The organism is Candidatus Litorirhabdus singularis, assembly GCF_026262625.1.
In the GTDB taxonomy this organism is placed as follows: domain Bacteria; phylum Pseudomonadota; class Gammaproteobacteria; order Pseudomonadales; family Halieaceae; genus Litorirhabdus; species Litorirhabdus singularis.
Map to the genome: position 1 here is coordinate 855,112 of NZ_SHNN01000002.1, position 24,059 is coordinate 879,170.

A 24,059-nucleotide genomic window follows, 5' to 3' on the forward strand; every position below is an offset into this window, starting at 1 on the left:
ACTGGCGGCAATGGTCAGGTGCATGGCGGCTTTGGCCATCCTGTAATCCACTAACCACCAGTAGACTTCACAACATACGATCAATGGAAAACAGGAGACATTAATCATGACCTATCTACTGCTACTGTCAGGATTGGCTGTGATCTGCTGGATAGCTATTCGGACTCGCGAATTGAATGAACATGTCAACGCTGGCCGCGACGTCTACTGGCAGGATATATTCGACCGCGCCGCTACGGGCACGGAGCGAGGAGTGTTGGCATATGACCTGTGTGAGAAAAATCCTGGCCTGGACGCCGACCGCGAACATTTTGCCGACCTTTGTTACCGCAGCCAAGTCACACCGGATATGGCTGCTACCGCGTGGGTCGAGCGGGCACTGGCACACGCACGTAAGGCCTGACGTCGCACCACAATTCTTTACAATGAGGCGCGAAATCAACGATCAAATTAGGGTAAACTTCCGGCAATGATTTTTGCCGTTTTTCCCCCAGTCTTCCGCCCGATAAATAGCTCCTCGCGAGCACTATGCTTGCTACTGTTGGCAGCATTCCTGAGCGCCTGTTCAAATTCACCGACGGTGGATTCCAAGGCGGCGCCCCGCGATACTTCCATCGATCTTACCGGCTCCTGGGAAATGGATTACGGCCGCAGCGACAACGTTGAGCAGCAGCTGCGCAGCATCTATAACGAACTGCGCCGCAATGCCGAGCGTCGAGCTCGCTCAGCCGGTGGCAGTAACGCCAGTAGCATCAACGCCGGCGCAGACCCTTCACGCACTATGTCACGGGTAATAGACCTGGCACGTATGGCAGACTACATCACCGGTTCCCAGGTCGTTACTATCGAGCAGGGGCCCGACGACATCATTGTTGAACGTGAAGATAATTTTGCGCTCAGCTGCACCTTCACTGATGACACGCCAGAACCCATTGTCGATGAACTAGGCTCAGAATTGTGTGGTTGGGATGCCCACCAACTATTATTTGCCATGCAGTTACCTGATGGTCTGCGCATCAATCACCGGCTGACCATATCCCCGGACCGCCAAAGCCTGCAAATTACCACCACACTCAATCAGAGTGGCAGTCCAGCAGGCTTTACGGTCAATCGGGTGTATTATCGCTTTAAGCCTCTACCGGATAACTACGAATGCGAGTACACACTGAGTCGCGGTAATGTCTGCAGCAGGGCGAAACTCTAATGCACCGCGCACACTGGTCCTGCTTGAGTCTATTCCTGCTGCTTTGCCTACCGGTAAGCATGCTCAGCGCAGCTGTGGATACCCGTGAATTGAACATTTCACTGGTGGTATTTGACCCCGGCATTCCTACCGACCCCACCCACAATAAAGAACTGGGCATATTCCCTAAAATACGTAGCGCAGAAGCCCGCTACTTGCCTTTTGTTCTGCGTCAGGTACTGGTCGACAGCAACAGCTGGGGCGCGACTCGCGTCATACCCGATCCCGACCCCGGCACAGAGTTATTGATCACCGGCAGATTATTGCAGTCAGACGGTATCCAGCTCAGTTTTGAGCTTAACGTCAGCGACAGCCGCGGCCAGACCTGGTTCGTCAAAACCTATTCCGGCATAGCACCGGAAAACGCCTATCAGACCGGCCGTCAAAATGGGCCACGGCCGTTTCAGGCAACCTACGATGAAGTTTTGGCAGATCTTTTCCGTTATGCGCAAACGCTAGAACCTAAAGCGCTGGAAGCTATCCGCAACCTGGCCTTTCTGCGCTATGCGGCAACGCTGTCTCCAGCTGCCTTTGGGCCCTACTTTGACCGCGACGAGACCGGCAACTATCAATTACTGCGCCTGCCCGCCTACGGTGACCCCATGGTCGCGCGCATAGAAAAGGTCAGGCAGCAGGAGTATGTATTCGTAGATACGGTCGACGAGCAGTATCGTAAGCTGTTTGCGGCTATGGCACCCACGTATAATCTATGGCGGCGCTATAATCGCGAGCAAGCGATCTATCAAGAGGCCTATGAAGAGCGCCTGGCTGATCGCAGCAAGCCAAAAAGTGGTAGCTACCAAGCCATGAAACGCAGTTACATCAATTTTCGATGGTCAAAGATCCAGCAGCAGGAATCTGCGAAACTGGCTACCGGGTTTAATAATGAGGTCGCCCCTACCGTGATGCAGCTGCAGGGTCGGGTGGTTGAGCTGGAAGGCAGCCTCGAGGAACAATATCGCGAGTGGCGCCGTATCTTGCAGTCCATTTACCAGCTGGAAGCTACCGAGCAGTCTCTGCCCCGGTAACTACTCATCTAGCCGCGGTTATCGTAGCAGAAAGTTCTTCACCAAATTCTCAAACTCGGCTTTACGCTCAATCATCGCCCAATGACCGCAGTTGGGAAAAATGTGCAGCTCCGCATTCGGTATAATGCGCATTGGCACCAACGCTATATCCATCGGACTGACGCGATCATCACGACCCCAGGTAATCAGCGTTGGCGCCTTGATGGAGGCCAAATGTGCTATCCGTTGCACGGTATGCTCACCTCTGAAAAACGCAGCTGTAGCACCGATACTGGCCTTGGAATATAGTTTGCGACTAGTGGCTAGCGTTACCGGCTCAATAGCCTGTTCGTAACGCGTCTCGATCATATCCTCTGTCACCAGTGCAGGATCGAACACCATAGAGTGCAACCACTGAATCAGGCGTTCACGGCTGGGGTTCTCGGTAAACTCGGTCAGCAGGTTCAAGCCCTCGCCAGGAAACGGAGAAAAAATATTCATACCGATGCCACCGATGGTCACAAAACTACCCACGCGGTCTGGGCTGGATGCGGCTATATGAGAGCCCACGATACCACCCAAAGAATTACCGATAAGATGGGCCTTATCGATGTTAAGCCCATCGAGCAATGCGAGACAGGCGACGACACAACCGCCGATCGGGTCGCCCTCAACCGCGTCACTTTTACCATAACCCGGTAAATCGATAATCAGGCAGCGGAAGTGCTCGGAGAAAACTTCCAGATTGCCCTGGAAATTGGCCCAACCGGTGACGCCTGGCCCAGAGCCATGAATCATCAATAAAACCGGCCCCTCTCCTGCCTCATGGTAGTGAATGCTGCCTTGGGCAGTGGCAAGTGTGTTGCTGGTCGCTTCGAAGCTGAATGCAGACATCGGCGTGATCTCCTGGGTGGTTGTAACAGGGGGCTGAACCAGCCGAAATTCATTACCGGCTCGCCAACGCAAGGGCAGACAGTTTAAACTGATCCATCGTCTCAATCACCCCGGAGTGAGGATTTGCCCGCCACGAGTACAGAAGCTCAACCGTGCCACTGTGGTAGCAGAACCTTGTGGGAGACCTGCTGCGCACCCATCATTCGCGGCGATAGGGCTGCCGCCACCGCGGCAGCCCTGATGCGTTCACGATATAGCGCCTATGTGGTGGAGGCGGAAAGCTATTTATTGGCGAGCTGGCATCCGCAAACACGGCCCTCCCGTGTTCGATTTACTAACGGACAGCGATGGCTAGGCCTACAAGTAAAAAATACCGCGTCGGGCGGTGTTGATGACAAGGCCGGCACGGTAGAATTCGTTGCCCGCTACAAAATAGACGGGCGCGGTCATCGCCTGCATGAAGTCAGTCGCTTTGAGCGACTGGAGGGACAGTGGTATTACCTGGATGGACAACACCTGAATTGAAACAGCCCGCACTTACATGAGCCTCATCACAAATACATCGATCAAGCTGGAGCGCTGGTTTCGCGGGCGGCGCGAATTTGCACAGCTGCAAGCCTGTGACAGCGCCGTCGTGTCCTATGGCAAAGCCGGACGCACGTGGCTGCGGGTAATGATTTCACGCTATTGCCAGCTTCAATACGGTATCGCAGATGATCAAATGCTGGAATTTGATAATTTCCACCGCCTGAATCCCGCTGCACCAAAAATATTTTTCAGTCATGACAACTACCTACGCAGCTATACCGGCAATTTGCAGAGCAAGCGTGACTACTATCGCAAGCCAACCCTGCTACTGGCACGACGACCGCAGGATGTAGCCGTATCGCAATACTTTCAGTGGCGCCATCGCATGCGGCCCCGTAAAAAAGTTATCAACGGCTATCCGCCACATGGTGCCGAGCTGTCGATACTGGAATTCGTGCTCCACCAGGGTCAGGGACTGCCCAACATCATCCGCTATATGAATTTGTGGGCACAGGATATCGACAACATGGACGCTTTTGCCATGGTCCGCTACGAGGACCTGCGTGCCTCACCAGAGCAACACATGGCGCGTGTGGTAGAGTTTCTGGGGCTGGAATTTAAACCCGAATGGATCAGCGAATGTGTGCAATTTGCCTCCCTGGAAAACCTGCGCGCGAAAGAGAAAACCAACCACTTCAAAAACAGCGGCAGTCGCATGCAGGCTGGTGACCCCGATAACCCCGACTCCTTCAAGGTCAGACGCGCCAAGGTGGGCGGCTACCGGGACTACTTCAGCGACGAGGAAGTAGCCACACTCGACCAAATGGTCGAAGAACAGCTCAAAAGCGTGTTTGGTTATCAAAACCAGCAATAAGCGTGTGACAAGCCACAAATGGCCGCCTAAAATACGTCAATTATTTATGCTCGGACAGGCACCGTGGCTGACTTTAGACCTGACCTTATACTACCACTAAACGCGTCAGCCGAGGCTGGAGAAGCGTCACCCGCCCGTCGCCTTGAGGGTCTGTTAACAAACCCCCATGACCTCCATATAGAATCACTGGAGCAACACCGCGACCGACTGCTGGTACAGGTGCTGTTCACCCTGCTGCTGAATGTCATAGCGCTACTGGCCATCTTTTACCTGATCATTCCGACCACCGGAGACGGTCGTCTCTTTGGCAGTTATCTCCTGAGCGGCGTGCTGGCCATGGTCGTCTCGGTGCGGCTTCTGTTTATGCTGACCGGGGCACGAGACCTGTGTGCCAATATATTGCTAGCTGCACTGGGCAGTCTTCTGTTCGGGTCCAGTTTCTATCTCGGCGGTGTCCTATCCCCTACTGTTATCTTCATGCTGGTGCTGCCCGTATTGGCTGCAACTTTAATGAAACGGCGCTGGGCCTATATATGGACTTGTCTCGTCATTCTAGCCTGGCTAACTCTGGTAACGCTGGAGTTTCGCGGCCATTCCATGACCGCACTCACCTTCGAAGCTAACATTGCCATCGTCCAGACGATCTCCTTGATGGGTACCCTACTGATCATCATCGGGGTGTTAATGTCCTACCTCGTATCTAACAAGCGCTTACATCGTAGTATGCAACTCAGCGCCCAACACCTGGATCATTTAGCGTCTCACGATGAGCTGACAACTATTCCCAATCGCCGTTCATTCTTTGAGGAGGCTGAGCGCGCCTTGGTGCGCGCACAGCGTCAGGATTCAGTATTCGGACTGCTTATTATTGACCTCAATAACTTCAAGCAGATTAACGATAACCATGGTCACGCCGTTGGCGACGAAATTCTGCGTAACATGGCCGGCCGCATGCGCGCCGGATTTCGTCAGAGTGACTTCATTGCCCGTCTGGGCGGCGACGAGTTCGCGGTAATACTCGGTGCGGTGGATCACCGCAGCGGCATGGAGCAAGCTATAGAGCGCTTTCTGCAAGTTCCCTGCGACGGCGTCAAATCCGGCGATGCAAATCTGGACTATGACTGTGCGATTGGCGGCGCACTTTACCCGGCTCAGGGCGATAGCATACTGGACCTGTATGAAGCGGCCGACGCCAATATGTACGCGGCCAAGAACACTCAGCCCGAAGATGGCTAAGAGTCCTAGAACATCCGCGGATGTTCGCTGACAGTACCTCCCTCCACGGGAAACTGGCCGCCGGTGCAATAACTGGCTTCGTCAGACGCCAAAAACAACGCCATTGCCGCCACCTCTGCCGCACTCCCCATCCGTTTCAGCGGTGACATACGCTCAAGGTTAGGCACAATCTCCGGGGCAGCATCCAGCGCAGGTTGCAATATAGCGGTAGGTGTCGCGCCCGGGTGTATGGAATTGCAGCGAACATTCAGTCCTTCAGTCGCGCAAAAAACCGCCACCGACTTGGTTAGCCCCACAACACCAGCCTTCGATGTCACATAGGCCACATCACCGGGTATCGCCAGATAAGAGGTTGAAGAGGCTGTATTGACTATACTGCCGCCAGCCGTTGGCTTGTTTTCCCCCATCAGCGCAATAGCGGTCTGACAGCCCAGCATCATGCCGGTCAAGTTAATAGCCAACAAGCGGTTCCAGGTCGCCACATCAACGTCGACAATTGACTGACTGCTAACGATACCGGCATTGTTCAGTAACGCATCCAAACGGCCATATTCGCTGCGCACATGCGCCGCCAGAGCCGCCCAGTCACTCTCGCTGGTAACATCCAGGTGATAAAATTCTGCGCCACAGCTGGCCGCTACATCGCGTCCACCGGCCTCGTTAATATCCGCCAGAATAACTCGCGCGCCTTCGGCACAAAACCTGCGTACCATGCCCTCGCCAATGCCCGAAGCACCGCCGGTAATCAAGGTCACTTTGTCCTGCATACGTCCGCTCATTGCTTACCCCTGCCAGTTTTATCATTAGACCGCCAATGTCCCATAAACACAGCAGTGCGGCAACGCTGGAAGTGGTTTAACCTTGACCTGAATAACGTGAGAATTTGCATGATCAAAACGATAGAAATAGCCGTTAGCGGCCAGGGCTTATATCCCATTACCCAAGCCGTACAGCAGGCGCTGCCCTCGAACGCCGCCGAAGGGCTGTGTACGCTGTTTATCCAGCACACCTCTGCCAGTCTGTTGATACAGGAAGACTACGATAGCAGCGCCCGCGTAGACCTGGAGAACTGGCTCAATCGCCTGGTGCCCGAGAATGATCCTTTGTATACCCACACTACGGAAGGTAGCGACGATATGCCGGCCCATATTAAAGCCGCGCTGACCGCTGTGTCGGTGGCGATACCGCTGCAAAACGGAGAACTGTTGCTAGGCACTTGGCAGGGTATATTTCTGTGGGAACATCGGCATGCGCGCGGCAATCGCAGTGTAGTGATTCATCTGAACACTTAGCACAGACATAAACGGCATTGGCTATAGTGCCCGCAAACTTCTAGACTGGACAAAAAAAGGGCCGGAGGGCCACATTATGAGTTTACTGATAGGCGGAATCTGTCTCTGGGCAGCCGTACACTTTATACCCACTCTATTTCCGTCGCTGAAAACCAGTGTGAAAGCAAAGCTCGGTGAAGGCGGTTATATGGGCCTGTTCTCACTGGGCGTACTGTCTGGCCTGGGCCTTATAGTCATGGGCTGGCGCAGCGCTCAGCCCAGTCTGGTCTACTTGCCGCCAGTGGGCCTGCAGATGCTGGCGCTGCCACTGATGTTAGTGGCTTTCCTGTTGTTTATATCTGCCAAACGCAACACTCGCCTGAAGCGGATATTGCCGCACCCACAGTTAAGCAGCCTGGTACTGTGGTCCGTGGCACATTTGCTGGCTAATGGTGATTCGCGCTCGCTGGCCCTGTTTGGCGGCCTGGGGTTGTGGGCTTTGCTAGAAATTGTTTTGATCAGCCGGCGGGATGGACCCGCCGCAAAGGTCGAGCCGCCCTCTTGGGGTAGCGAGATTTTAGGTCTGGTGATAGCGGTGGTCGTCACTGCCGTCGTTTACGTCCTCCACCCCTGGATTGCCGGAGTGCCAGTCGTTTAGCTTATAGCTCGGCGCAGATATGCCCGCCATCGACCACGATGGTGGAGCCGCTCATATACGCAGAAGCATCTGAGCACAGCAACAGCAACGCGCCCTCAAGGTCTTCGAATTCACCGAAACGGCGCATGGGTATGCCCTTCACAATGGACTCCGAGCGCTCACTTTCGAGCAGCACTCGACTCACGTCAGTGAGAATATAGCCGGGCGCGATGGCGTTACAACGCACCCCGTAACGGGCGCCTTCCAGGGCCATAATCTCGGTTGCCTTGATCAATCCGGCCTTGGACACCGCGTAGGGAAACTGACCTTTTATGGTGCGGTAGGCAGTAATCGAGGCAATGTTGACGATATTGCCCTTAGTCTCGCGACCACCGACCCGTTCCGTATACATCTTGCAGAGACGCCACGCGGCCTTCAGATTAGTATCCAGCACATAGTCCCAGTCATCTTCATCCATAGAAACATAGGTGCTGGCACCAGACTCCACACCGGCATTATTCACCAGGACATCCAGCGGTCCAAAGGCGGCTTCAGCTTCTTCCAGAAAACGCGCAGCGCTATCACGGTCGCGAACATCCAGCTCTAATCCCAGAGCCTCGCCGCCGCCGGCATTTATTTCTTCCACTCTTGCAGCGATTTTATCAATGCGTCGCGCACCCAAAACAACACGCGCACCAGCGGCGGCTAGAGCACCGGCAAAATGAGAACCAAAACCCGACGAAGCGCCGGTGATAGCGACAGTCTTGCCCGCCATCGAAAATATATCTACACCTGCTCCCAAACTCATACCCTACCCCTGATAATCCTCATCAGGCCGCCGAAGTTGGCCGCCATCGCTGATTGTTCTACTCTAAATCCGCAACTGCACAGGCTCAGGGAGCGACATATTCCCCCGGCGTACCATCGTAGCCATCACCGAAGCAAGCGCTGGCACCGCACACATTGAGCACCTCACCGGTACGCCAAAAGTGCCCTTTTTGCTGCCAGGCCGGCTCCTGACTAAACGGCATGCCATGGGTATTGTACCCCTCAGACTGCGGCGTGTTTGCCACTGGCTGTAATTGTGTACCATCATGTCCGGCTATCGGAAAAGGGCCCGAATCGAAGATTATCAGCGCGCTTCCCGCAAATGGATAGGCATCTATGCTGTCTATACCCACGTAAGGCTCCACAGCAATATGGCGACCCGCCACCACCGTTGGTACGTGTCTATGCAACTGCAAACTACGAGCCAGCACCTCAGCCGCGGTCTCAGTTACAGTAGCATCGCCTACAGCCGCCTGCACCAGCACTCGGCTTGCACTGGAGCCCGGCAATGGATTGCGGGTGATATGACCTGAATAACCGTTATTTTCACCGCGGTCCCAGAGCATCTGCAACAGCGCAAGGCCCATCGCCTTGTCTACTGGTTCTGGATAGGCTGGATCGAAGCCAATCGAAAACCCTGCCCAGGCATTGCTGCGCCGCATCAATAAACTGAAACGCAAGCCCGGCACCATCAATACCGAGCGCTCAAAATGCGGATTCAGGGCCGTCAGCGCACCACCCAGTATCCCGCCCTGACTCAAGCCATCGTAGTGCACCTCGCCGGCTTTGAACAACGGTGTACCGTTGGGGTGCTGAAAGGCTGGCTCACTCGCAAAACCGTCGCTTTTAACCAACGCTTCAGACAGTAATATTTTGTTAACAAATGCCTGTTGCAGTCGATCTACCAGGGTTGGAAACAAACTGATATTACTCAATACCCCGAAGGTCACACCCAAGTCCTGATTCGACATACCCCACCAATCCATGCCGCAGTAAATCAGATTCTGATCATTGGCAAGCGCAGCCAGGCCCAACACAGAGTCCCGATCACCGAACAGACCGTGCCCGGCAATCACCGCGCGCGTGTCAGTACTGAAATCGGCCGCGTCAGCAAATGCCGCCGGAGGAATGGCGCAAACAAAAGGCACTGCAACCGTGGCATTACCATTTAGCTGCACCGGCAGAGCATCGGGCGCTAGACTGTCGTAGTTGAGAACGGAGCCTGGATCTCCTGACGCTGAGGAAAGAAAATTGGAGACCTCGACCGTACCGCGCACAGTTCGCGCCAGATCAGCTCCGCCAGGATCTGTTGGTGCCAGCTCAATCACTTCAGTAATCACCACCGATGGTGCCGCGCCCGCAAGATTTGCCAATGCGGTATCGCGCATATGAACTGCCCTGCCAGTAATATTATCGCTGGAGGCCACGGTAAAGTCCCAGGTCAAAAACAGCGACTCGCGTTCGATTCCAAAGCCCGACAGCGCACTGAACAGGGATTCCATATGCTCGCGTCGAGATTCGAAAGCCTCAATATCGGATGGAATCTGTTCTTGGAATACTTTAAAGGCATCGCTGGGCTCCATTGTTGCACCGTCTGCGTCGCGCAAATTACGCAGCACTACAATATAACGCTCACCGGGAGTCAGATTCTTTGCCACCCTGATCATGAGTAGCCCTGATTCTGGCGGGGCATAGCTATCCAATTCCGTCCAGATCAACTGTGGCTCACCGGTGGTCGCATTTAGCACCTGAATCGGCGCGTCAGTTGCCAACGACAGACCAATATCGGTCAGCGGCGCGGCACCGGTCTCACTCAAACTCACTCCGGGAATCTGCGCCAGTATCAGTGGGCCTGGAGAAAAACCGTCATTGCGATTGTGCTCGGTAACGTCAAACGGATCCGCGTCCAGGTTAAGCGGCATAACAGCAGCGTCGAAGCTGACTCTGCGCCCCGTATTCGCGCTGACATCTTCAGTCGTAAAGAAATCATTGGGAAACGGAAACAGACAGTAGTCGGGCTGCGTGATATCGCAGCTAGCAGCTGTACTCACATCAATCGTCGCAGGATCAACCGAATACACTGGCTCGGGCAGCATCGATTGCGGCGCGCCTGAGTTATCCCCAGAGCAGGCAGAAAGGAAAAGAAAACTACAGAGTAACGAGGCGAAAATATATTTAGCAGACATAGAAACGGACAAAAACCTTATATAAGAAATCAAAACGCGGCAGATGCTAGCAATCTCGGGGAAGGCACGCAAGTTTGTGCCGCGGCGCCAGGTGACGCCGCGCTGATTCCAGCGTCTGCGCGTGGAAAATTAGTCCAGCATAGAGGTGAGCCGCTGACGGATAATTGCTTCAGCATCAGCCATGATATTTTTCACCAACTGATCGCAGCTGGGAATATCGTTGATCAGACCGCCACTCATACCGACCGTAACCATGCCGGCTTCGATATCCCCGGTGCTCCAGGCCTTTTCCTGATTCTGGCCAGACACCAGATGATGGACCTCGCCAAACTCGCCGCCTGCGGCTTCTATATCGGCGACGCTATCAGCAATCCCATTGCGGTAAACCCGCGCGGTATTCTTGTAGCTTCTAAAAATCAATCGGGTCTGGTTTTCGTCCATCTCCACGACTTTTTGCTTGATACCTTCATGGATGGGCGCCTCTTCGGTAACCAGAAACCGGGTCCCCATATTGATACCTTCGCAACCCAATGCCAGTGCTGCAGCCAGACCGCGGCCGTCGGCGATACCGCCAGAAGCGACGACAGGGATCTTCAGCGCCTGAGTGGTGGCCGGGAACAGTACTAGTCCGCCCACATCCTGCTCGCCCGGGTGACCGGCGCATTCAAAACCATCGATGCTGACGATATCAACCCCAATGCGCTCAGCCTTGAGCGCGTGACGCACCGCCACACACTTATGAATAACTTTTACACCGGCCGCTTTGAAGCGCTCCATAAAAGGTTCGGGGCTGCGCCCCGCGGTCTCAATGATCTTCACACCACAGTCAAGAATGACCGAGATGTACTCGTCATAATCAACCGGCGTTGCGACTACTCCCACCGTCAGGTTTACACCAAAAGGTTTGTCGGTCAGGGAGCGGCATTTTTCTATTTCTGCGCGTAATAGTTCTGGTGTGGGTTGGGACAAGGCTGTCATCACGCCCAGTGCCCCGGCATTCGAGGCTGCGGCGGCCAGCTCTGCCGTCCCTACTCGCATCATGCCGCCGCAAATAATCGGCGTTTCTATACCCAACATCTCAGTGACTCTGGTTTTCATACCCGCTATATCCCCGCTCAGTTAAAGATGACAGCAGCGCTGACTGCGCCACACAAAGTGGGACACTATAGGTGGCTTGTTTTGTGATGTATAGGGTATTGGGCGATGCTGAAAATGGTGCGCCCGACAGGATTCGAACCTGTGACCGTCCGCTTAGAAGGCGGATGCTCTATCCAGCTGAGCTACGGGCGCATAACTCAAACAGTTGCCATTATAGGACAACTCCAACCGCGGTGGCTGCAGAACTAACGGGCTTCCAAGGGGGTGTGGTCAGCTCGATTAGTGTAATGGGGTGGCCGACGGGTCTTGAACCCGCTACCTCCGGAGTCACAATCCGGTGCTCTACCTGGTGAGCTACGGCCACCACTAAAAAGTGGTCGGGGTAGAGAGATTCGAACTCCCGACATCCTGCTCCCAAAGCAGGCGCGCTACCAGACTGCGCTATACCCCGACAAGGTATTGAAACTTGCGATTTTCAAGAGCGCGCATCATACCCGCCACCCTCCCCAGCGTCAACGCGAAAAGCAGGTAGTTAACAGGTTCTTAACCGGTACGGTGCTTCCCCCCGCTGCGGTGCTCATGCGATAATCCGCGACTTTTAGACTACCCCCAAAAGGAACAGCTGTTATGTCGGCAATGGTATTGGATGGAAAGGCCCTGGCGGCAGCCACTGAAGCGGAATTACTGCAGCGAGTTGAGCAGTTAAAGGAGCAATCAGGCGGCAAAACACCCATTCTGGCGACAATTCTGGTGGGCGATGACCCCGCTTCAGCGACCTACGTGAAAATGAAGGGCAATGCCTGCCGTCGCGTTGGCATGGACTCCCTGGCAGTAGAGCTGCCCTCCACCACTACCACAGAGCAGCTTCTCAACAAAATTGAGGAACTGAACGCAGACCCCGATGTACATGGCATATTGCTCCAACACCCGGTACCGGAGCAGGTGGACGAGCGCGCCTGCTTTGATGCTATCGCCTTACACAAGGACGTTGATGGCGTAACTTGTCTGGGCTTTGGTCGCATGGCGATGGGCGAAGAGGCTTACGGTTGCGCTACCCCTCAGGGCATTATGCGCACTCTGGAACACTACCAGATAGAAATAGAAGGTAAGCACGCCGTCGTTGTCGGCCGCTCACCGATTTTAGGTAAGCCGATGGCAATGATGCTGCTGCAGAAAAATGCCACGGTAACCATCTGCCATTCACGCACCCAAAATCTGGCTGAGTTGGTCAAACAGGCCGATATTATTGTCGGCGCGGTTGGCAAGCCCGAGTTTATCAAGGGCGACTGGATCAAGGATGGCGCGGTTGTTGTTGACGCTGGCTATCACCCCGGTGGCGTCGGTGACATCGAACTATCGGCGATTACCGAACGTGCTGCGGCTTACACACCAGTACCGGGCGGCGTCGGCCCCATGACAATCAATACGCTCATTTATCAGAGCGTAGCTTCTGCTGAACGCAGTCTGGGCTAGTCAGCCTGCGTCACCAGTAACCGGTAAAGCGCCGCTAACCGCGGCGCCAGCTGGTTCCTTCACGCGAATCTTCCAGCACTACCCCACTCGCAGCGAGCTCATCGCGAATCTGATCAGAGCGAGCATAGTCTTTATCCAGCTTGGCCTGCTGTCGTTCGGCAATTAGCGCTTCAATTTCCGGCGCTGCAATAGCCTCATCATCAAGGCTGCTCTGAAACCACTCTTCAGGATTGACCTGCAGTAGCCCCAATAGATCCCCCGCCGCTAGCAAACGACCCTTTAACAAGATGCGGTCATCACCTTCAGCCTTATTCAAGCCGTGTGCTAACACATGTAGCTCCGCTATCGCCTCTGGTGTATTGAGGTCATCCTTAAGCGCCGCGTAAAAGGCCTCGCCCTCCAGCACGATGTCCATCTCAACACCGACGTCGCTGGCATCACGCAGCGCGCCATAAATACCGTCCAGCGCCGCCTGTGCCTGCTGCAACAGATCGGCAGAGAAATTGAGCGGGCTGCGATAGTGCGCCGACAGCAAGGCAAAGCGCAGGACTTCACCCGGATAGTGCGTCAACAGGTCACGCACCATGCGGAAATTGCCCAACGACTTGGACATCTTCTCACCATCGATATCCAGATAAGCATTGTGCATCCAATAGCGCACATATTGACCGCCATGAGCACACTGGCTCTGAGCCAGTTCGTTTTCATGATGCGGAAATATAAGGTCGCGACCGCCACCGTGAATATCAATAGTATCGCCCAAGTGCGCGTGAATCATGGCGGTGCACTCCAAGTGCCAACCCGGCCGACCACGCCCCCAGGGGCTGTCCCAACCCGGCTCATCTGCTGCGGCTGGTTTCCAGAGCACAAAATCGCCCGGGTAGCGCTTGTAGCTAGCGACTTCGACCCGCGCCCCGGCCTGCATATCATCCAGCGAACGGTGCGAAAGCTGGCCGTAGTCTGGCATTGATTGCACTGCAAACAGTACATGACCTTCGGACTCGTAGGCGTTACCTTTTTCTATCAGGGTCCGCGCCAGCTCGGTCATCTCTTCAATATGAGCGGTAGCGCGCGGCTCCATAGAGGGCGCCAGAGCATTCAGCGAACCCATGTCGGCGCGATACTTCTCCGTGAACTCGTCAGTAAACTCGCCCATATCACGGCCCGACTCAGCGATGGCCTGAATAATCTTGTCATCGATATCGGTGATGTTGCGTGCGTAAACAACCTCGTCATATTGGGTCTGCAACAACCGGAACAAGGTATCAAACACCACCACCGGCCGCGCATTGCCTATATGCGCCAGGTTGTAGACCGTGGGTCCGCACACATACATGGTGACTTTTTCAGGCTCAAGCGACTCAAATTCTTCCTTGCGACCGCTCAGCGTATTGTAAATTTGTATGCTCATCCGCTCAGGACCCCGCGCTCGCCCAGGTATCACGTAACCCGATAGTCAAATTGAATACCGGTGTGTCGCTGCTGTGATCATAGCGATCGGCGACAAAATAGCCCTCACGCTCAAACTGAAAATGACTTTCCGGGGCCGCATCCACCAACCCCGGCTCTATCCAACAGCCCTGCTTAACAAGCAGCGACTCAGGGTTAATATAGGACATGAGGTCATCGCTGCCCTTGTCAGGCGCCTCATGGTTGAAAAGGCGATCATAGATACGCAGTTCCGCACGCTGTCCGCCGTGCGCAGCGACCCAATGAATAACGCCTTTGGCCTTCACACCATCGGCGGGGTCCTTGCCAAAGGTGTCCTCAATCATCCGGCAATGCACTTTTACTATATTCCCCTCACTGTCCTTAATCGCCTCTACTGCCTCAATAATGCAGGCGTTGCGCAAACGCACGCGTTTGCCAATAACCAGACGCTTGTACTTTTTGTTGGCCTCTTCTCTAAAGTCATCCCGGTCTATCATCAACTCACGGCCGAAGGGTAGTTCGCGCTCACCGAGGTCATCCCGGTTAGGGTGACTGGGCACGGTCAGCGTCTGCTGCTGATCCTCAGGGTAGTTGACCAGCACCACTTTCAGCGGGTCCAGTACGCACATAGCGCGCGGCGCATTCGTGTTCAGGTCATCGCGTATAGCATGCTCCAGCATGGCAACATCGACGATGCCGTCGCCGCGGGTAGTTCCCACCATTTCACAGAACTTGCGCAATGCCGCCGGCGTATAGCCGCGGCGACGCATTCCAGCAATGGTAGGCATACGCGGGTCATCCCAACCAGCGACGACATTGTCATCCACCAACTGCTTGAGCTTGCGTTTACTGGTAATCGTATAACTGGTATTTAAACGACCAAATTCATACTGACGCGGTGCTGCCTCTACCGGCAAATGCTCAAGAAACCACTCATACAAGGGCCGATGATCCTCAAACTCGAGGGTGCAGATGGAATGTGTGACACCTTCAATCGCGTCACCCTGCCCATGGGCAAAGTCATAGGTCGGGTAGATGCACCAGTCATCTCCCGTCTGATGATGTCGAACCTTGCGAATGCGGTAAATGATGGGGTCGCGCAGGTTCATATTAGGGGCGGCCATGTCGATCTTGGCGCGCAGCACTTTAGCGCCGTCATCGAATTCTCCGGCCTTCATAGCCGCCAGCAACTCCAGATTTTCAGCCACACTGCGCTCACGATAGGGGCTATTACGGCCCGCTTCAGTCAGCGTACCGCGATATTCTCGCGCCTCATCAGCAGAAAGATCACAGACGTAGGCGTGCCCCTGCTCTACCAGATGCACCGCCCAATCATACAATTGTTGAAAGTAGCTGGAGGCATAATGCACTTCTCCGGCCCACTGATACCCAAGCCAGCGGATATCCTGCTGGATAGAATCGATGAATTCCTGATCTTCTTTTTCAGGGTTAGTGTCATCAAAACGCAAATTGCAGACGCCACCGAAGGCCTCCGCCAGGCCGAAATTAACGCTAATCGACTTGGCATGGCCGATATGCAGATAGCCATTGGGCTCTGGCGGAAAGCGCGTAACCACCTGCTGGCGCCGCCCGGAAGCAAGGTCATCTGCAATTATCGTGTGCAGGAAATTGGCGGGGGGCGCAGCTTCTGTCATATCAGCGGTAACCGGTCACAAAAAGGGGGCACATTATAGGAGACATTTGGGTTCACTGCACCGGCAAAAGTCCGTATCATTGCATCCTTTTGAAACCAGCAGCCAGCCCTGACAAGGAACACAGAATGATTATAATGCGAACCACCTTCGGCGACATTACTATCGAGCTCGACGCAGACAAGGCCCCGCAGACCTGCGCCAATTTTATCGCTTATGCCAAAGACGGGTTTTACGACGGCACGGTTTTTCACCGCGTTATAGACAACTTTATGATCCAGGGTGGCGGATTTGAAGTCGGCATGGAACAGAAGTCCACCGGCGAAAATATCGAAAACGAAGCCGATAACGGCCTCAAGAACGACAATGGCACTATTGCCATGGCGCGTACTATGGACCCCCACTCGGCAACGGCTCAATTCTTCTTTAACGTGAAGGACAATGACTTCCTGAACCACACCGGTAAAAACAGCCAGGGCTGGGGTTATGCGGTATTTGGCAAAGTCACTGACGGCATGGACGTGATTGAGAAAATTAAGGCAGTGCCAACCGGCAGCAAGGGCGGCCATCAGGACGTACCGTTGGACGATGTCATTATAGAGTCAGTCAAAGTCGTCGAAGACTGAAGCTACCCCGCCAATACTCGCACCCTATGCCCCTTAATGTCGCGCAGCCCCTGCGCGACCGGGGCAACAAACAAAGTTAATTCTGGCTAGTAGCTCCTGCTGCCGGCACGCCACTATGGAATCTAAACTCGGTATCTGGAGACTCGATTAATTCCTGCTCTCGGTGTTTAATCAGCAACAGTCGCCCCGCTATTTCCTCAGGTCCCGCCAGCGCCTCGGCCAAGGCCAGATAATCCAGAAAATGTCGACTCTCGGACTTTAGCAGCGAGCCATAAAATTCGCTCAGCTCGCTATCCAGACGCGGCGCCAGTCTGGCGAACCGCTCACAAGAGCGCGCTTCAATAACGGCGCCGACCAACAGGGTGTCTACCAGACGCGCAGGCTCTGGGCTGCGCACCAATTGGCGCAACTCAGCGGCATAACGACCGGCTGATAAAGCTTTATAGGTAATACTTCGCTGCTGCATCAGGGCTGCCACCTGCTCAAAATGGCGCAGTTCCTCCCGCGCCAGTCGCGACATTTTTTGCAACAACCGCGGTTGATCTATCCTGCGATACTGCAGGTGGGCCGGACTTTTTTGATCCGAGTCTGCATGGGAGCGCACCGTATCTGCAATGCCGGGGATCCCTGAACGGTATCGCTTCATAATAGTCAGAGCCGATTGCGCCGCCGCATGCTCGCAATTGGCATGGTCAATTAACAGCCATTCGGGGTGCTCAAGCGCCCACTCAACCCACGCCTGAGGCGTCACACAGGGCAAAAAGGCTTCTATATCGGCAATAGCACTCATAGCCGGGCTCAGGCGGTGCGGGTGGCGTCAACGTAACGCTCGTAATAAGCGTCAGACAGAATAAAAAATTCGTCATCTATAATCAGGCGCAGCTGTTTCAGCGAGACATTGCGAAATTCGGCGTCAATCAGCAGTCCATAGTCCAAAGGCTTTTCAATCTGACCCCCACCGGCCTTGAGTAAAGCATAGGCCCAGCAGAAATGATCTTTGTGGCGCGGAAAGTCTATCATTTGCGCCTGCAGTTGCCGTTCCAGCAATAGTGGATCGACCACCTGTAGCTTATTCGCCACACAGCGGCTCAGAAAATCTGTCAGGCGCTGATCGATCAGGGTTTTTTGCTGGTTATCGTAGCTGTTCCAGTCGATGACCTCGTGCGCAAAACGTTTGCACCCACGGCAGACTCGATCGCCAATGCCGGTCGAGCAGACTCCGATACAGGGGGTTTTGACGCGGATCTCGTTCATCGCGAGAAGTGTAAGGTATCACTCGAATGAATGCACGGTATTCGCCTCTGAGACTCCAAATTACGTGGCCTTTAAGCTATAATCCAGCGCCAAATTTAAACCAATTCAGGAGATCTATCGTGTTAGACGCATACCGAGAGCACGTTGCCGAGCGCGCCAGCCTTGGCATCCCACCCAAACCCCTCAATGCCGAGCAAGTAGCGGGTCTGATTGAGCTTCTGAAAGCACCACCGGCGGGTGAAGACGCCTTTTTGCTCGATCTGATCAGTAATCGCGTGCCCCCGGGCGTTGACGAAGCCGCCTACGTTAAAGCCGGTTTTCTCTCAGCCATTGCCAAAAGTGAAGAGAGCTGTGACTTGATCTCTGCCCAGCACGCCGTAGAGCTATTGGGCAAAATGCTGGGTGGCTACAATATAGAAGCCATGGTGGGCTTGCTTACCGATGATGCGCTAGGCGCAACGGCGGCCCAGCAACTGAAGCACACGCTACTCATGTTCGATGCTTTTCATGACGTTGAGCAACTGGCTCGCTCTGGTAACAGCAACGCCGAAGCCGTTATGCAGTCCTGGGCCGACGGCGAGTGGTTCACCGATAGCCCCGCAGTGGCTGAGTCGATCAAAGTTGCTGTTTTCAAGGTAACTGGCGAGACCAATACCGATGATCTGTCGCCCGCCCCTGACGCCTGGTCACGCCCAGACATACCCCTGCATGCGCAGGCTATGTACAAAATGACCCGCGACGGTCTGGAACCTGAAGAGCACGGTGTGCGCGGCCCTATGGCGCAGGTTGCAAAAGTTCAAGCACAAGGCCTACCCGTTGCGTTTGTCGGTGACGTCGTAGGCACCGGCTCCTCGCGTAAGTCTGCTACCAACTCAGTACTGTGGTTCTTTGGTGATGATTTGGAAGGCGTACCCAACAAGAAAGGCGGCGGCATCTGTATCGGTGGCAAGGTCGCTCCCATCTTTTATAACACCATGGAAGATGCAGGCGCGCTGGTTTTTGAAGCCCCGGTAGACGACCTGGGTATGGGGGATGTCATAGAAATCCGCCCCTATGATGGCAAAATTCTGTCTGAGTCCGGCGACGTCATATCCGAGTTTGAGCTGAAATCTGATGTTCTCCTGGACGAAGTACGCGCCGGCGGGCGCATCAATTTGATTATCGGCCGCGGCCTTACTACGCGTGCCCGCGAATCACTGGGTCTGCCAGCATCTGAGCTCTTCCGTAAGCCCGACGTGCCAGCTGCCAGCGACAAAGGCTTCACCCTGGCACAGAAGATGGTCGGCAGAGCCTGCGGTATTGACGGCGTGCGTGCCGGCACGTACTGCGAGCCACGCATGACCACGGTTGGCTCCCAGGATACCACCGGCCCGATGACCCGCGACGAACTCAAGGATCTCGCTTGCCTTGGCTTCTCCGCTGACCTGACTATGCAGTCTTTCTGCCATACTGCGGCGTACCCCAAGCCGGTCGATATTGACACCCAGCACAGTCTGCCTGATTTCATTATGACCCGCGGCGGGGTTTCTCTGCGCCCGGGCGATGGCATTATCCACTCCTGGCTTAACCGCATGTTACTGCCCGATACCGTGGGTACCGGCGGCGACTCTCATACCCGTTTCCCAATGGGCATTTCCTTCCCCGCCGGTTCTGGCCTGGTAGCATTTGCTGCGGCTACCGGCGTCATGCCGCTGGACATGCCAGAGTCTGTACTAGTGCGCTTTAAGGGCACCATGCAGCCTGGCATTACCCTGCGCGATTTAGTCCATGCTATCCCCTACTACGCTATTCAAGAAGGCCTGCTGACGGTCGACAAGAAGGGCAAGAAGAACATCTTCTCTGGCCGGGTACTGGAAATTGAAGGCCTCAGCGACCTGACAGCAGAGCAGGCATTTGAGCTGTCTGATGCTTCAGCGGAGCGTTCCGCTGCTGGCTGTACCATTGCCCTGAGCGAAGATTCGGTAACCGAATACCTGCGTTCAAACGTGGTCTTACTCCGCTCCATGATTGCAGACGGCTACGGTGACTCACGTACACTGGAACGCCGAGCTCGCAAGATGGAAGAATGGTTGGCCGATCCGCAGCTCATGAAAGCCGATGCCGATGCCGAGTACGCTGCGGTCATTGAAATCGATCTGGCTGAAGTGACTGAACCGATTGTGTGTGCGCCCAACGACCCCGACGACGCCCGCTTACTGTCGGAAGTCGCCGGCGACAAAGTGGATGAGGTTTTCATTGGCAGCTGCATGACCAATATTGGCCACTTTCGCGCTGCAGGTAAACTGCTGGAACAGCACAAGGGTGGAATCTCCACTCGTATGTGGATTGTTCCGCCGACCAAGATGGACGAGCATCAACTGATGGAGGAAGGCTATTACAATATCTTTGGTGCCGCCGGTGCGCGTACCGAAATGCCTGGCTGCTCGCTGTGCATGGGAAATCAGGCGCGGGTCGCGCCTAACTCTACGGTATTGTCGACATCAACGCGTAACTTCCCGAATCGGCTTGGCGATGGCGCTAACGTTTATCTTACGTCTGCTGAACTGGCTTCAGTCGGGGCGATTCTAGGGCGTCTACCCACTCCTGAAGAATATCAATCGTATGCAGAAAACCTGCAATCAATGTCGGCGGAAATCTACCGCTATCTGAACTTTGATCAGATCGCGGAATTCCAGAAGAGTGCCGAAGATGGCGCCCGCATTGCAGCTATTGAGATTCAGGAAGTGTCTGCCTGAGTCAGACACTGAGCGGTATCAGGCCGGGGCACTGCCCCGGCTTTTTTTTGCCCGGCGCACACGTTGTAAGGGCTGCGACTAACCCGGCTTACTGTTTGCGGGGCCTAAACCCGCGCACCAGATTGCGCAGCTTTTGCAATTGTGCCTCTTGGTCCTGCAGCGGCGGCAAATAGCTGAGTGTTTCATACGCACCGGTGATCGCCATGACCTGTTCGCCCCATTCAGGACGCTGCTCGATAGCGCGACGCGCGTAGTCCGCCGGTGTCTCTCGCGGCTCCCGGACGCAACCCTGCGCCGCCATACGGTCGCAGAAATCAAGATAGCTCAAGGTTGCCGGATCCAGTTTGGCTCTAGCCGGACGACGCAGCAGCGTATACAAAACCGGACCTAAAACCAGCATCCAGATCACGCCCACCAGGGTAGCAATACGCGCCGGACTTATTTCGCCAATCAGTCCACTTAACAGGTTGTACTGTTTGGCGCTATCAAACTCCATCACCAAGCGCTGCCAACTATAGTTCATCGCATCCAGGCGCAAACGCAGCAGGTTCACCCAGGCAACATTGCGATAGCGCAGCGGCGACAGCGGTGAGCCCGATAAAAAGCCTTCATCATCACCCATTGAGTATTGAAGACCCCGCTCAATGCGCTCCGGCGCAATGGCCGCTGTAGGGTCTGCCCGCACCCAGCCCTCCCCCGGCAACCAAACCTCGGCCCAGGCATGAGCATCAAACTGATGTACGATCAGAGTGCCATTGATAGGACTTAATTCGCCACCCTGATAACCGGCTACCACTCGCGCCGGCACGCCTGCCGCTCGCATCATGTAAACAAATACAGCCGCGTAGTGTTCACAAAAACCGCGCCGTGACTCAAACAGAAACTCATCCATGCTATTGCCTCCCAGTCTCGGCGGCCGCAGCGTGTAATGAAAATCCTGCTCTGTAAACATAGCCATGGTGGCACGCACGAAACTGCGCGAATCTTCACCAGCTTCTGAGTACATTTGCTGTGCCAGCTCGCGGGTTCTTGAATTCCCAGACAACGGCAGCTGTGTCTCTACCTCTCGTCGCCAATCACTGAGCTCAAGTTCGATGGGTATATCAGTCCAGGAGCTGACTCGGTATTCCTTTTGATCCTCCAGCTCAATCGGCGACTGCAATCGAAAGTCGTTGGTCGACATCACTCCCAGGTCACTGGGACGCGCATAGCGCAGAGAGTAAAGCCAGTTTTGCTGGGTTGCCTCCAGCAACACACTGTAATCGAACCGTTGTCCCACCAAGTTTTGTACCACCAAAGGACGTCTCTCGTTGGCCGGCACCTCACTCCAGGTCAATGCTCGCCAAGTGCTGTCTTCAAGTTTTGAAAACACTAATCCACGCCAGTAGAGTTGGCTGCGCGCTGGCACAAAGTCGTCGAACTGAACACGGAAAGCCACGTCGCCGGATAAGCTCAGATTAGAGATATCTCCAGGAGACATAAAATTGCTGACACCGGACTTGGCCGCCTGCCGCTGCAACGGCACACTCCACAGTGGATCAATACGCGGGAATACCAGAAACAATATCAGCATCAGCGGAAATGCCTGTAGCAGCATTACGCCGGCGCGACGCAGCGGTAGCAGGCTGAATTCCAGTTTCTCCGGCTGTTGCAATGCCACCAAGGCTGCAGTTATCACGGTAACCACAGCCAGCAGATACAGTGTGACCTGCAGTTCCTGACTAAACAAAAACTCGGTTACACAGACGAAGTAAGCCAGAAACAACAGCAAGTAAGCATCCTTCTTCTGGGCCAACTCCAGCAGCTTCAGTGAAAAGGCCACCAATAGCAGTGCCACCGTAGGCTCCAGACCAATCAAACTGTCGTAGCTTAACCAGATGCCTCCCAGACAGGTTGCCGCGCATACCACCTTCACACCGCGGCTGGGGAAGGACCAACGCCCTTGATACACCAAGACGCGTGTACCCGCTGCCGCTACGTAGACCAGCACCAACCACATCGGCACCCGACCAAGATGGGGCAATAATAGCGAGAACTGCGCCAATACTATCCAGATCAGAGCATTACGTGGAATCTGCTGTTCAAGCTTCATCGTCAACTCCAAACAATGCCAGCTCACGTAAAACCCTTTGACGATGCGCTTCGCTCAAGGCTGGGCTTACTGACACCCCGGGCAAGCGCAGCCCGTATTCGTCTTTACTCTGATCATATTCCAGCGCCCAATAACATAAATGACTGAGACGCTGTTCAGCGGGCAAGCCCTCGAACATATTCCAGTCCAACCACACGCTGGTATCCGCATAGGCGGTGAACTGCTTGGTCTGCAGCGGCTGGCCCTTAGCCAAACTGCGCCAGTAAACCTGACGCAGCGAGTCACGGGTTTGATAATCGCGCAGGCCGTAGAAATCGTCCTGACCCGGCACCGGCACCGAGGTACCTTCCGGGCGGTCACTGGCAATACCCGGTAACGGCCCACTGGCGACCGGGCGCGGATAAACCAGAGCGCGAATATCTAAATCGATCCAGGTCCAGGCGCGCAATATTCCCAGCGGATAGCGCGTTTCAATCAACAGCCGACCGGGAGTATGCCAGCCTCTCTCACTGGTGCGCAGATAGAGCTTGACGGAAAGCTCCTGCGCTTCATCCAGACTGACGGTAACCGTATCACTGTCACTCCACTTAAGCGTCAGCGCTCGATGCCGCCGTTTAGCACCGCGCGACAACTGAATTTCAAATTCCGCCTTCTGCCCGGCGAAGACCGGGTTGGCCCGAACCGCCTTTATAGTCAGCCCACTGAGATTGGCAAACGTATGCAGCACCGCGATCACGAACAGATTGGCCAACAGAAAGGTCAGAGCAAAAGTCATATTGTTCTGGTAATTGATGGCCGCAACGAGCATCACCAATAACGTTAGCAAAAAGAAAATCCCCACCCGCGACGGAAAAATAAAGATTCGCTTCTGGTCCAGGGTAAGCGATCTGGCCGGCGGTATACGCCGGTTTATCCAGCGCTTCCAGCGCCGTCGAGCGCTGGTCTGCAGTTGCTGCAAGGGACCCGGGGCTGACACATTCATCACCAAGAATGA

General features: G+C 54.8%; 22 protein-coding genes and 3 tRNA genes. 11 read left to right on the top strand and 14 right to left on the bottom strand.

Translation table 11 applies throughout. The annotated features are described in order from the left end of the window. Positions 1 to 106 precede the first annotated feature (106 nt). The 3 genes from EYC98_RS12310 to EYC98_RS12320 all read left to right on the top strand — a co-directional run bounded on the left by EYC98_RS12310 (position 107) and on the right by EYC98_RS12320 (position 2,271). Positions 107 to 403 carry a hypothetical protein gene (locus tag EYC98_RS12310; protein ID WP_279245642.1) on the top strand — a complete coding sequence of 99 codons (297 nt, stop codon included), beginning with the start codon at positions 107 to 109 and terminating at the stop codon, positions 401 to 403. 129 nt (positions 404 to 532) lie between these two features. Further along, a complete protein-coding gene (locus EYC98_RS12315) occupies positions 533 to 1,204 on the top strand; it encodes a hypothetical protein (RefSeq protein ID WP_279245643.1) in 672 nt (223 codons plus the stop codon). Beyond that, positions 1,204 to 2,271 (top strand): hypothetical protein, encoded by a 1,068-nt coding sequence (locus tag EYC98_RS12320; RefSeq protein WP_279245644.1) that lies wholly within the window; start codon positions 1,204 to 1,206, stop codon positions 2,269 to 2,271. Before EYC98_RS12315 ends, EYC98_RS12320 begins: the two co-directional genes overlap by 1 nt. An 18-nt stretch (positions 2,272 to 2,289) precedes the next feature. Here the strand turns inward: EYC98_RS12320 and EYC98_RS12325 are convergent, their stop codons facing one another. After that, entirely contained in the window at positions 2,290 to 3,144 is an 855-nt protein-coding gene (locus EYC98_RS12325; protein ID WP_279245645.1) for an alpha/beta fold hydrolase, read from the bottom strand. 174 nt (positions 3,145 to 3,318) lie between these two features. On the opposite strand from EYC98_RS12325, the gene EYC98_RS12330 reads away from it, so the two are divergent. From EYC98_RS12330 to EYC98_RS12340, 3 genes are all read left to right on the top strand, one after another. Then, the gene (locus tag EYC98_RS12330; RefSeq protein WP_279246079.1) at positions 3,319 to 3,669 is read left to right on the top strand and encodes a YchJ family protein; all 351 of its coding nucleotides are present in this window, start codon (positions 3,319 to 3,321) and stop codon (positions 3,667 to 3,669) included. 16 nt (positions 3,670 to 3,685) lie between these two features. Beyond that, entirely contained in the window at positions 3,686 to 4,546 is an 861-nt protein-coding gene (locus EYC98_RS12335; protein ID WP_279245646.1) for a sulfotransferase domain-containing protein, read from the top strand. A gap of 63 nt (positions 4,547 to 4,609) precedes the next feature. Further along, complete coding sequence (locus tag EYC98_RS12340) at positions 4,610 to 5,782, top strand: GGDEF domain-containing protein (RefSeq protein WP_279245647.1); 1,173 nt, start codon at positions 4,610 to 4,612, stop codon at positions 5,780 to 5,782. A 5-nt stretch (positions 5,783 to 5,787) separates the two neighbouring features. Here EYC98_RS12340 and EYC98_RS12345 read toward each other — a convergent pair whose 3' ends face one another. Then, entirely contained in the window at positions 5,788 to 6,561 is a 774-nt protein-coding gene (locus EYC98_RS12345; RefSeq protein ID WP_279245648.1) for an SDR family NAD(P)-dependent oxidoreductase, read from the bottom strand. A 108-nt stretch (positions 6,562 to 6,669) separates the two neighbouring features. Here EYC98_RS12345 and EYC98_RS12350 point away from each other — a divergent pair, with 108 nt between their 5' ends. Together EYC98_RS12350 and EYC98_RS12355 are read left to right on the top strand one after the other, a co-directional pair. Further along, positions 6,670 to 7,074 (top strand): secondary thiamine-phosphate synthase enzyme YjbQ, encoded by a 405-nt coding sequence (locus EYC98_RS12350; protein WP_279245649.1) that lies wholly within the window; start codon positions 6,670 to 6,672, stop codon positions 7,072 to 7,074. Positions 7,075 to 7,150: 76 nt separating this feature from the next. Continuing rightward, positions 7,151 to 7,711 (top strand): NnrU family protein, encoded by a 561-nt coding sequence (locus EYC98_RS12355; RefSeq protein ID WP_279245650.1) that lies wholly within the window; start codon positions 7,151 to 7,153, stop codon positions 7,709 to 7,711. Between the two features lies 1 nt (position 7,712). Here EYC98_RS12355 and EYC98_RS12360 read toward each other — a convergent pair whose 3' ends face one another. The 6 genes from EYC98_RS12360 to EYC98_RS12385 all read right to left on the bottom strand — a co-directional run bounded on the left by EYC98_RS12360 (position 7,713) and on the right by EYC98_RS12385 (position 12,253). Continuing rightward, on the bottom strand, positions 7,713 to 8,498 hold the full coding sequence (locus EYC98_RS12360; RefSeq protein WP_279245651.1) for an SDR family NAD(P)-dependent oxidoreductase: 786 nt from the start codon (positions 8,496 to 8,498) through the stop codon (positions 7,713 to 7,715). A gap of 85 nt (positions 8,499 to 8,583) precedes the next feature. Next, complete coding sequence (locus EYC98_RS12365; protein ID WP_279245652.1) at positions 8,584 to 10,614, bottom strand: hypothetical protein; 2,031 nt, start codon at positions 10,612 to 10,614, stop codon at positions 8,584 to 8,586. Positions 10,615 to 10,833: 219 nt separating this feature from the next. After that, complete coding sequence (locus EYC98_RS12370; RefSeq protein ID WP_279245653.1) at positions 10,834 to 11,802, bottom strand: NAD(P)H-dependent flavin oxidoreductase; 969 nt, start codon at positions 11,800 to 11,802, stop codon at positions 10,834 to 10,836. A gap of 115 nt (positions 11,803 to 11,917) precedes the next feature. After that, a tRNA-Arg gene (locus EYC98_RS12375) sits at positions 11,918 to 11,994 on the bottom strand. A 96-nt stretch (positions 11,995 to 12,090) separates the two neighbouring features. After that, positions 12,091 to 12,166: transfer RNA gene (locus EYC98_RS12380), tRNA-His, on the bottom strand. A 10-nt stretch (positions 12,167 to 12,176) separates the two neighbouring features. Further along, positions 12,177 to 12,253, bottom strand: a tRNA-Pro gene (locus EYC98_RS12385). Positions 12,254 to 12,429: 176 nt separating this feature from the next. On the opposite strand from EYC98_RS12385, the gene folD reads away from it, so the two are divergent. Continuing rightward, positions 12,430 to 13,275, top strand: coding sequence for a bifunctional methylenetetrahydrofolate dehydrogenase/methenyltetrahydrofolate cyclohydrolase FolD (gene folD / locus EYC98_RS12390; RefSeq protein ID WP_279245654.1), 846 nt, complete (start codon positions 12,430 to 12,432; stop codon positions 13,273 to 13,275). Positions 13,276 to 13,309: 34 nt separating this feature from the next. On the opposite strand, the gene cysS is transcribed toward folD, so the two are convergent. After that, positions 13,310 to 14,686: a cysteine--tRNA ligase gene (gene cysS / locus EYC98_RS12395; RefSeq protein ID WP_279245655.1), complete on the bottom strand. Its 1,377-nt coding sequence runs from the start codon at positions 14,684 to 14,686 to the stop codon at positions 13,310 to 13,312. Positions 14,687 to 14,690: 4 nt separating this feature from the next. Further along, positions 14,691 to 16,361 carry a glutamine--tRNA ligase/YqeY domain fusion protein gene (locus EYC98_RS12400; protein ID WP_279245656.1) on the bottom strand — a complete coding sequence of 557 codons (1,671 nt, stop codon included), beginning with the start codon at positions 16,359 to 16,361 and terminating at the stop codon, positions 14,691 to 14,693. Between the two features lie 125 nt (positions 16,362 to 16,486). Between EYC98_RS12400 and EYC98_RS12405 the strand changes: the two genes are divergently transcribed. After that, the gene (locus EYC98_RS12405) at positions 16,487 to 16,984 is read left to right on the top strand and encodes a peptidylprolyl isomerase (protein ID WP_279245657.1); all 498 of its coding nucleotides are present in this window, start codon (positions 16,487 to 16,489) and stop codon (positions 16,982 to 16,984) included. Positions 16,985 to 17,060: 76 nt separating this feature from the next. Here the strand turns inward: EYC98_RS12405 and EYC98_RS12410 are convergent, their stop codons facing one another. Both EYC98_RS12410 and EYC98_RS12415 read right to left on the bottom strand, forming a co-directional pair. Then, positions 17,061 to 17,774 (bottom strand): MiaE family protein, encoded by a 714-nt coding sequence (locus EYC98_RS12410; RefSeq protein WP_279245658.1) that lies wholly within the window; start codon positions 17,772 to 17,774, stop codon positions 17,061 to 17,063. 8 nt (positions 17,775 to 17,782) lie between these two features. Further along, positions 17,783 to 18,238: a DUF1289 domain-containing protein gene (locus EYC98_RS12415; protein WP_279245659.1), complete on the bottom strand. Its 456-nt coding sequence runs from the start codon at positions 18,236 to 18,238 to the stop codon at positions 17,783 to 17,785. Positions 18,239 to 18,357: 119 nt separating this feature from the next. On the opposite strand from EYC98_RS12415, the gene acnB reads away from it, so the two are divergent. Next, the gene (acnB, locus tag EYC98_RS12420; RefSeq protein ID WP_279245660.1) at positions 18,358 to 20,973 is read left to right on the top strand and encodes a bifunctional aconitate hydratase 2/2-methylisocitrate dehydratase; all 2,616 of its coding nucleotides are present in this window, start codon (positions 18,358 to 18,360) and stop codon (positions 20,971 to 20,973) included. A gap of 88 nt (positions 20,974 to 21,061) precedes the next feature. Here the strand turns inward: acnB and EYC98_RS12425 are convergent, their stop codons facing one another. Together EYC98_RS12425 and EYC98_RS12430 are read right to left on the bottom strand one after the other, a co-directional pair. Further along, positions 21,062 to 23,065: a transglutaminase TgpA family protein gene (locus EYC98_RS12425; RefSeq protein ID WP_279245661.1), complete on the bottom strand. Its 2,004-nt coding sequence runs from the start codon at positions 23,063 to 23,065 to the stop codon at positions 21,062 to 21,064. Then, positions 23,055 to 24,047, bottom strand: coding sequence for a DUF58 domain-containing protein (locus tag EYC98_RS12430; protein ID WP_279245662.1), 993 nt, complete (start codon positions 24,045 to 24,047; stop codon positions 23,055 to 23,057). Before EYC98_RS12430 ends, EYC98_RS12425 begins: the two co-directional genes overlap by 11 nt. Positions 24,048 to 24,059 lie beyond the last annotated feature (12 nt).

Bases quoted from the DNA above. Each gene is read 5' to 3' on its own strand.
- EYC98_RS12310 (WP_279245642.1), top strand. From the start codon at position 107: ATGACCTATCTACTGCTACTGTCAGGATTGGCTGTGATCTGCTGGATA.
- EYC98_RS12320 (WP_279245644.1), top strand. From the start codon at position 1,204: ATGCACCGCGCACACTGGTCCTGCTTGAGTCTATTCCTGCTGCTTTGC.
- EYC98_RS12325 (WP_279245645.1), bottom strand. From the start codon at position 3,144: ATGTCTGCATTCAGCTTCGAAGCGACCAGCAACACACTTGCCACTGCC.
- EYC98_RS12335 (WP_279245646.1), top strand. From the start codon at position 3,686: ATGAGCCTCATCACAAATACATCGATCAAGCTGGAGCGCTGGTTTCGC.
- EYC98_RS12345 (WP_279245648.1), bottom strand. From the start codon at position 6,561: ATGAGCGGACGTATGCAGGACAAAGTGACCTTGATTACCGGCGGTGCT.
- EYC98_RS12350 (WP_279245649.1), top strand. From the start codon at position 6,670: ATGATCAAAACGATAGAAATAGCCGTTAGCGGCCAGGGCTTATATCCC.
- EYC98_RS12355 (WP_279245650.1), top strand. From the start codon at position 7,151: ATGAGTTTACTGATAGGCGGAATCTGTCTCTGGGCAGCCGTACACTTT.
- EYC98_RS12360 (WP_279245651.1), bottom strand. From the start codon at position 8,498: ATGAGTTTGGGAGCAGGTGTAGATATATTTTCGATGGCGGGCAAGACT.
- EYC98_RS12365 (WP_279245652.1), bottom strand. From the start codon at position 10,614: ATGCTGCCCGAGCCAGTGTATTCGGTTGATCCTGCGACGATTGATGTG.
- EYC98_RS12370 (WP_279245653.1), bottom strand. From the start codon at position 11,802: ATGAAAACCAGAGTCACTGAGATGTTGGGTATAGAAACGCCGATTATT.
- folD (WP_279245654.1), top strand. From the start codon at position 12,430: ATGTCGGCAATGGTATTGGATGGAAAGGCCCTGGCGGCAGCCACTGAA.
- cysS (WP_279245655.1), bottom strand. From the start codon at position 14,686: ATGAGCATACAAATTTACAATACGCTGAGCGGTCGCAAGGAAGAATTT.
- EYC98_RS12400 (WP_279245656.1), bottom strand. From the start codon at position 16,361: ATGACAGAAGCTGCGCCCCCCGCCAATTTCCTGCACACGATAATTGCA.
- EYC98_RS12405 (WP_279245657.1), top strand. From the start codon at position 16,487: ATGATTATAATGCGAACCACCTTCGGCGACATTACTATCGAGCTCGAC.
- EYC98_RS12410 (WP_279245658.1), bottom strand. From the start codon at position 17,774: ATGAGTGCTATTGCCGATATAGAAGCCTTTTTGCCCTGTGTGACGCCT.
- EYC98_RS12415 (WP_279245659.1), bottom strand. From the start codon at position 18,238: ATGAACGAGATCCGCGTCAAAACCCCCTGTATCGGAGTCTGCTCGACC.
- EYC98_RS12425 (WP_279245661.1), bottom strand. From the start codon at position 23,065: ATGAAGCTTGAACAGCAGATTCCACGTAATGCTCTGATCTGGATAGTA.
- EYC98_RS12430 (WP_279245662.1), bottom strand. From the start codon at position 24,047: ATGAATGTGTCAGCCCCGGGTCCCTTGCAGCAACTGCAGACCAGCGCT.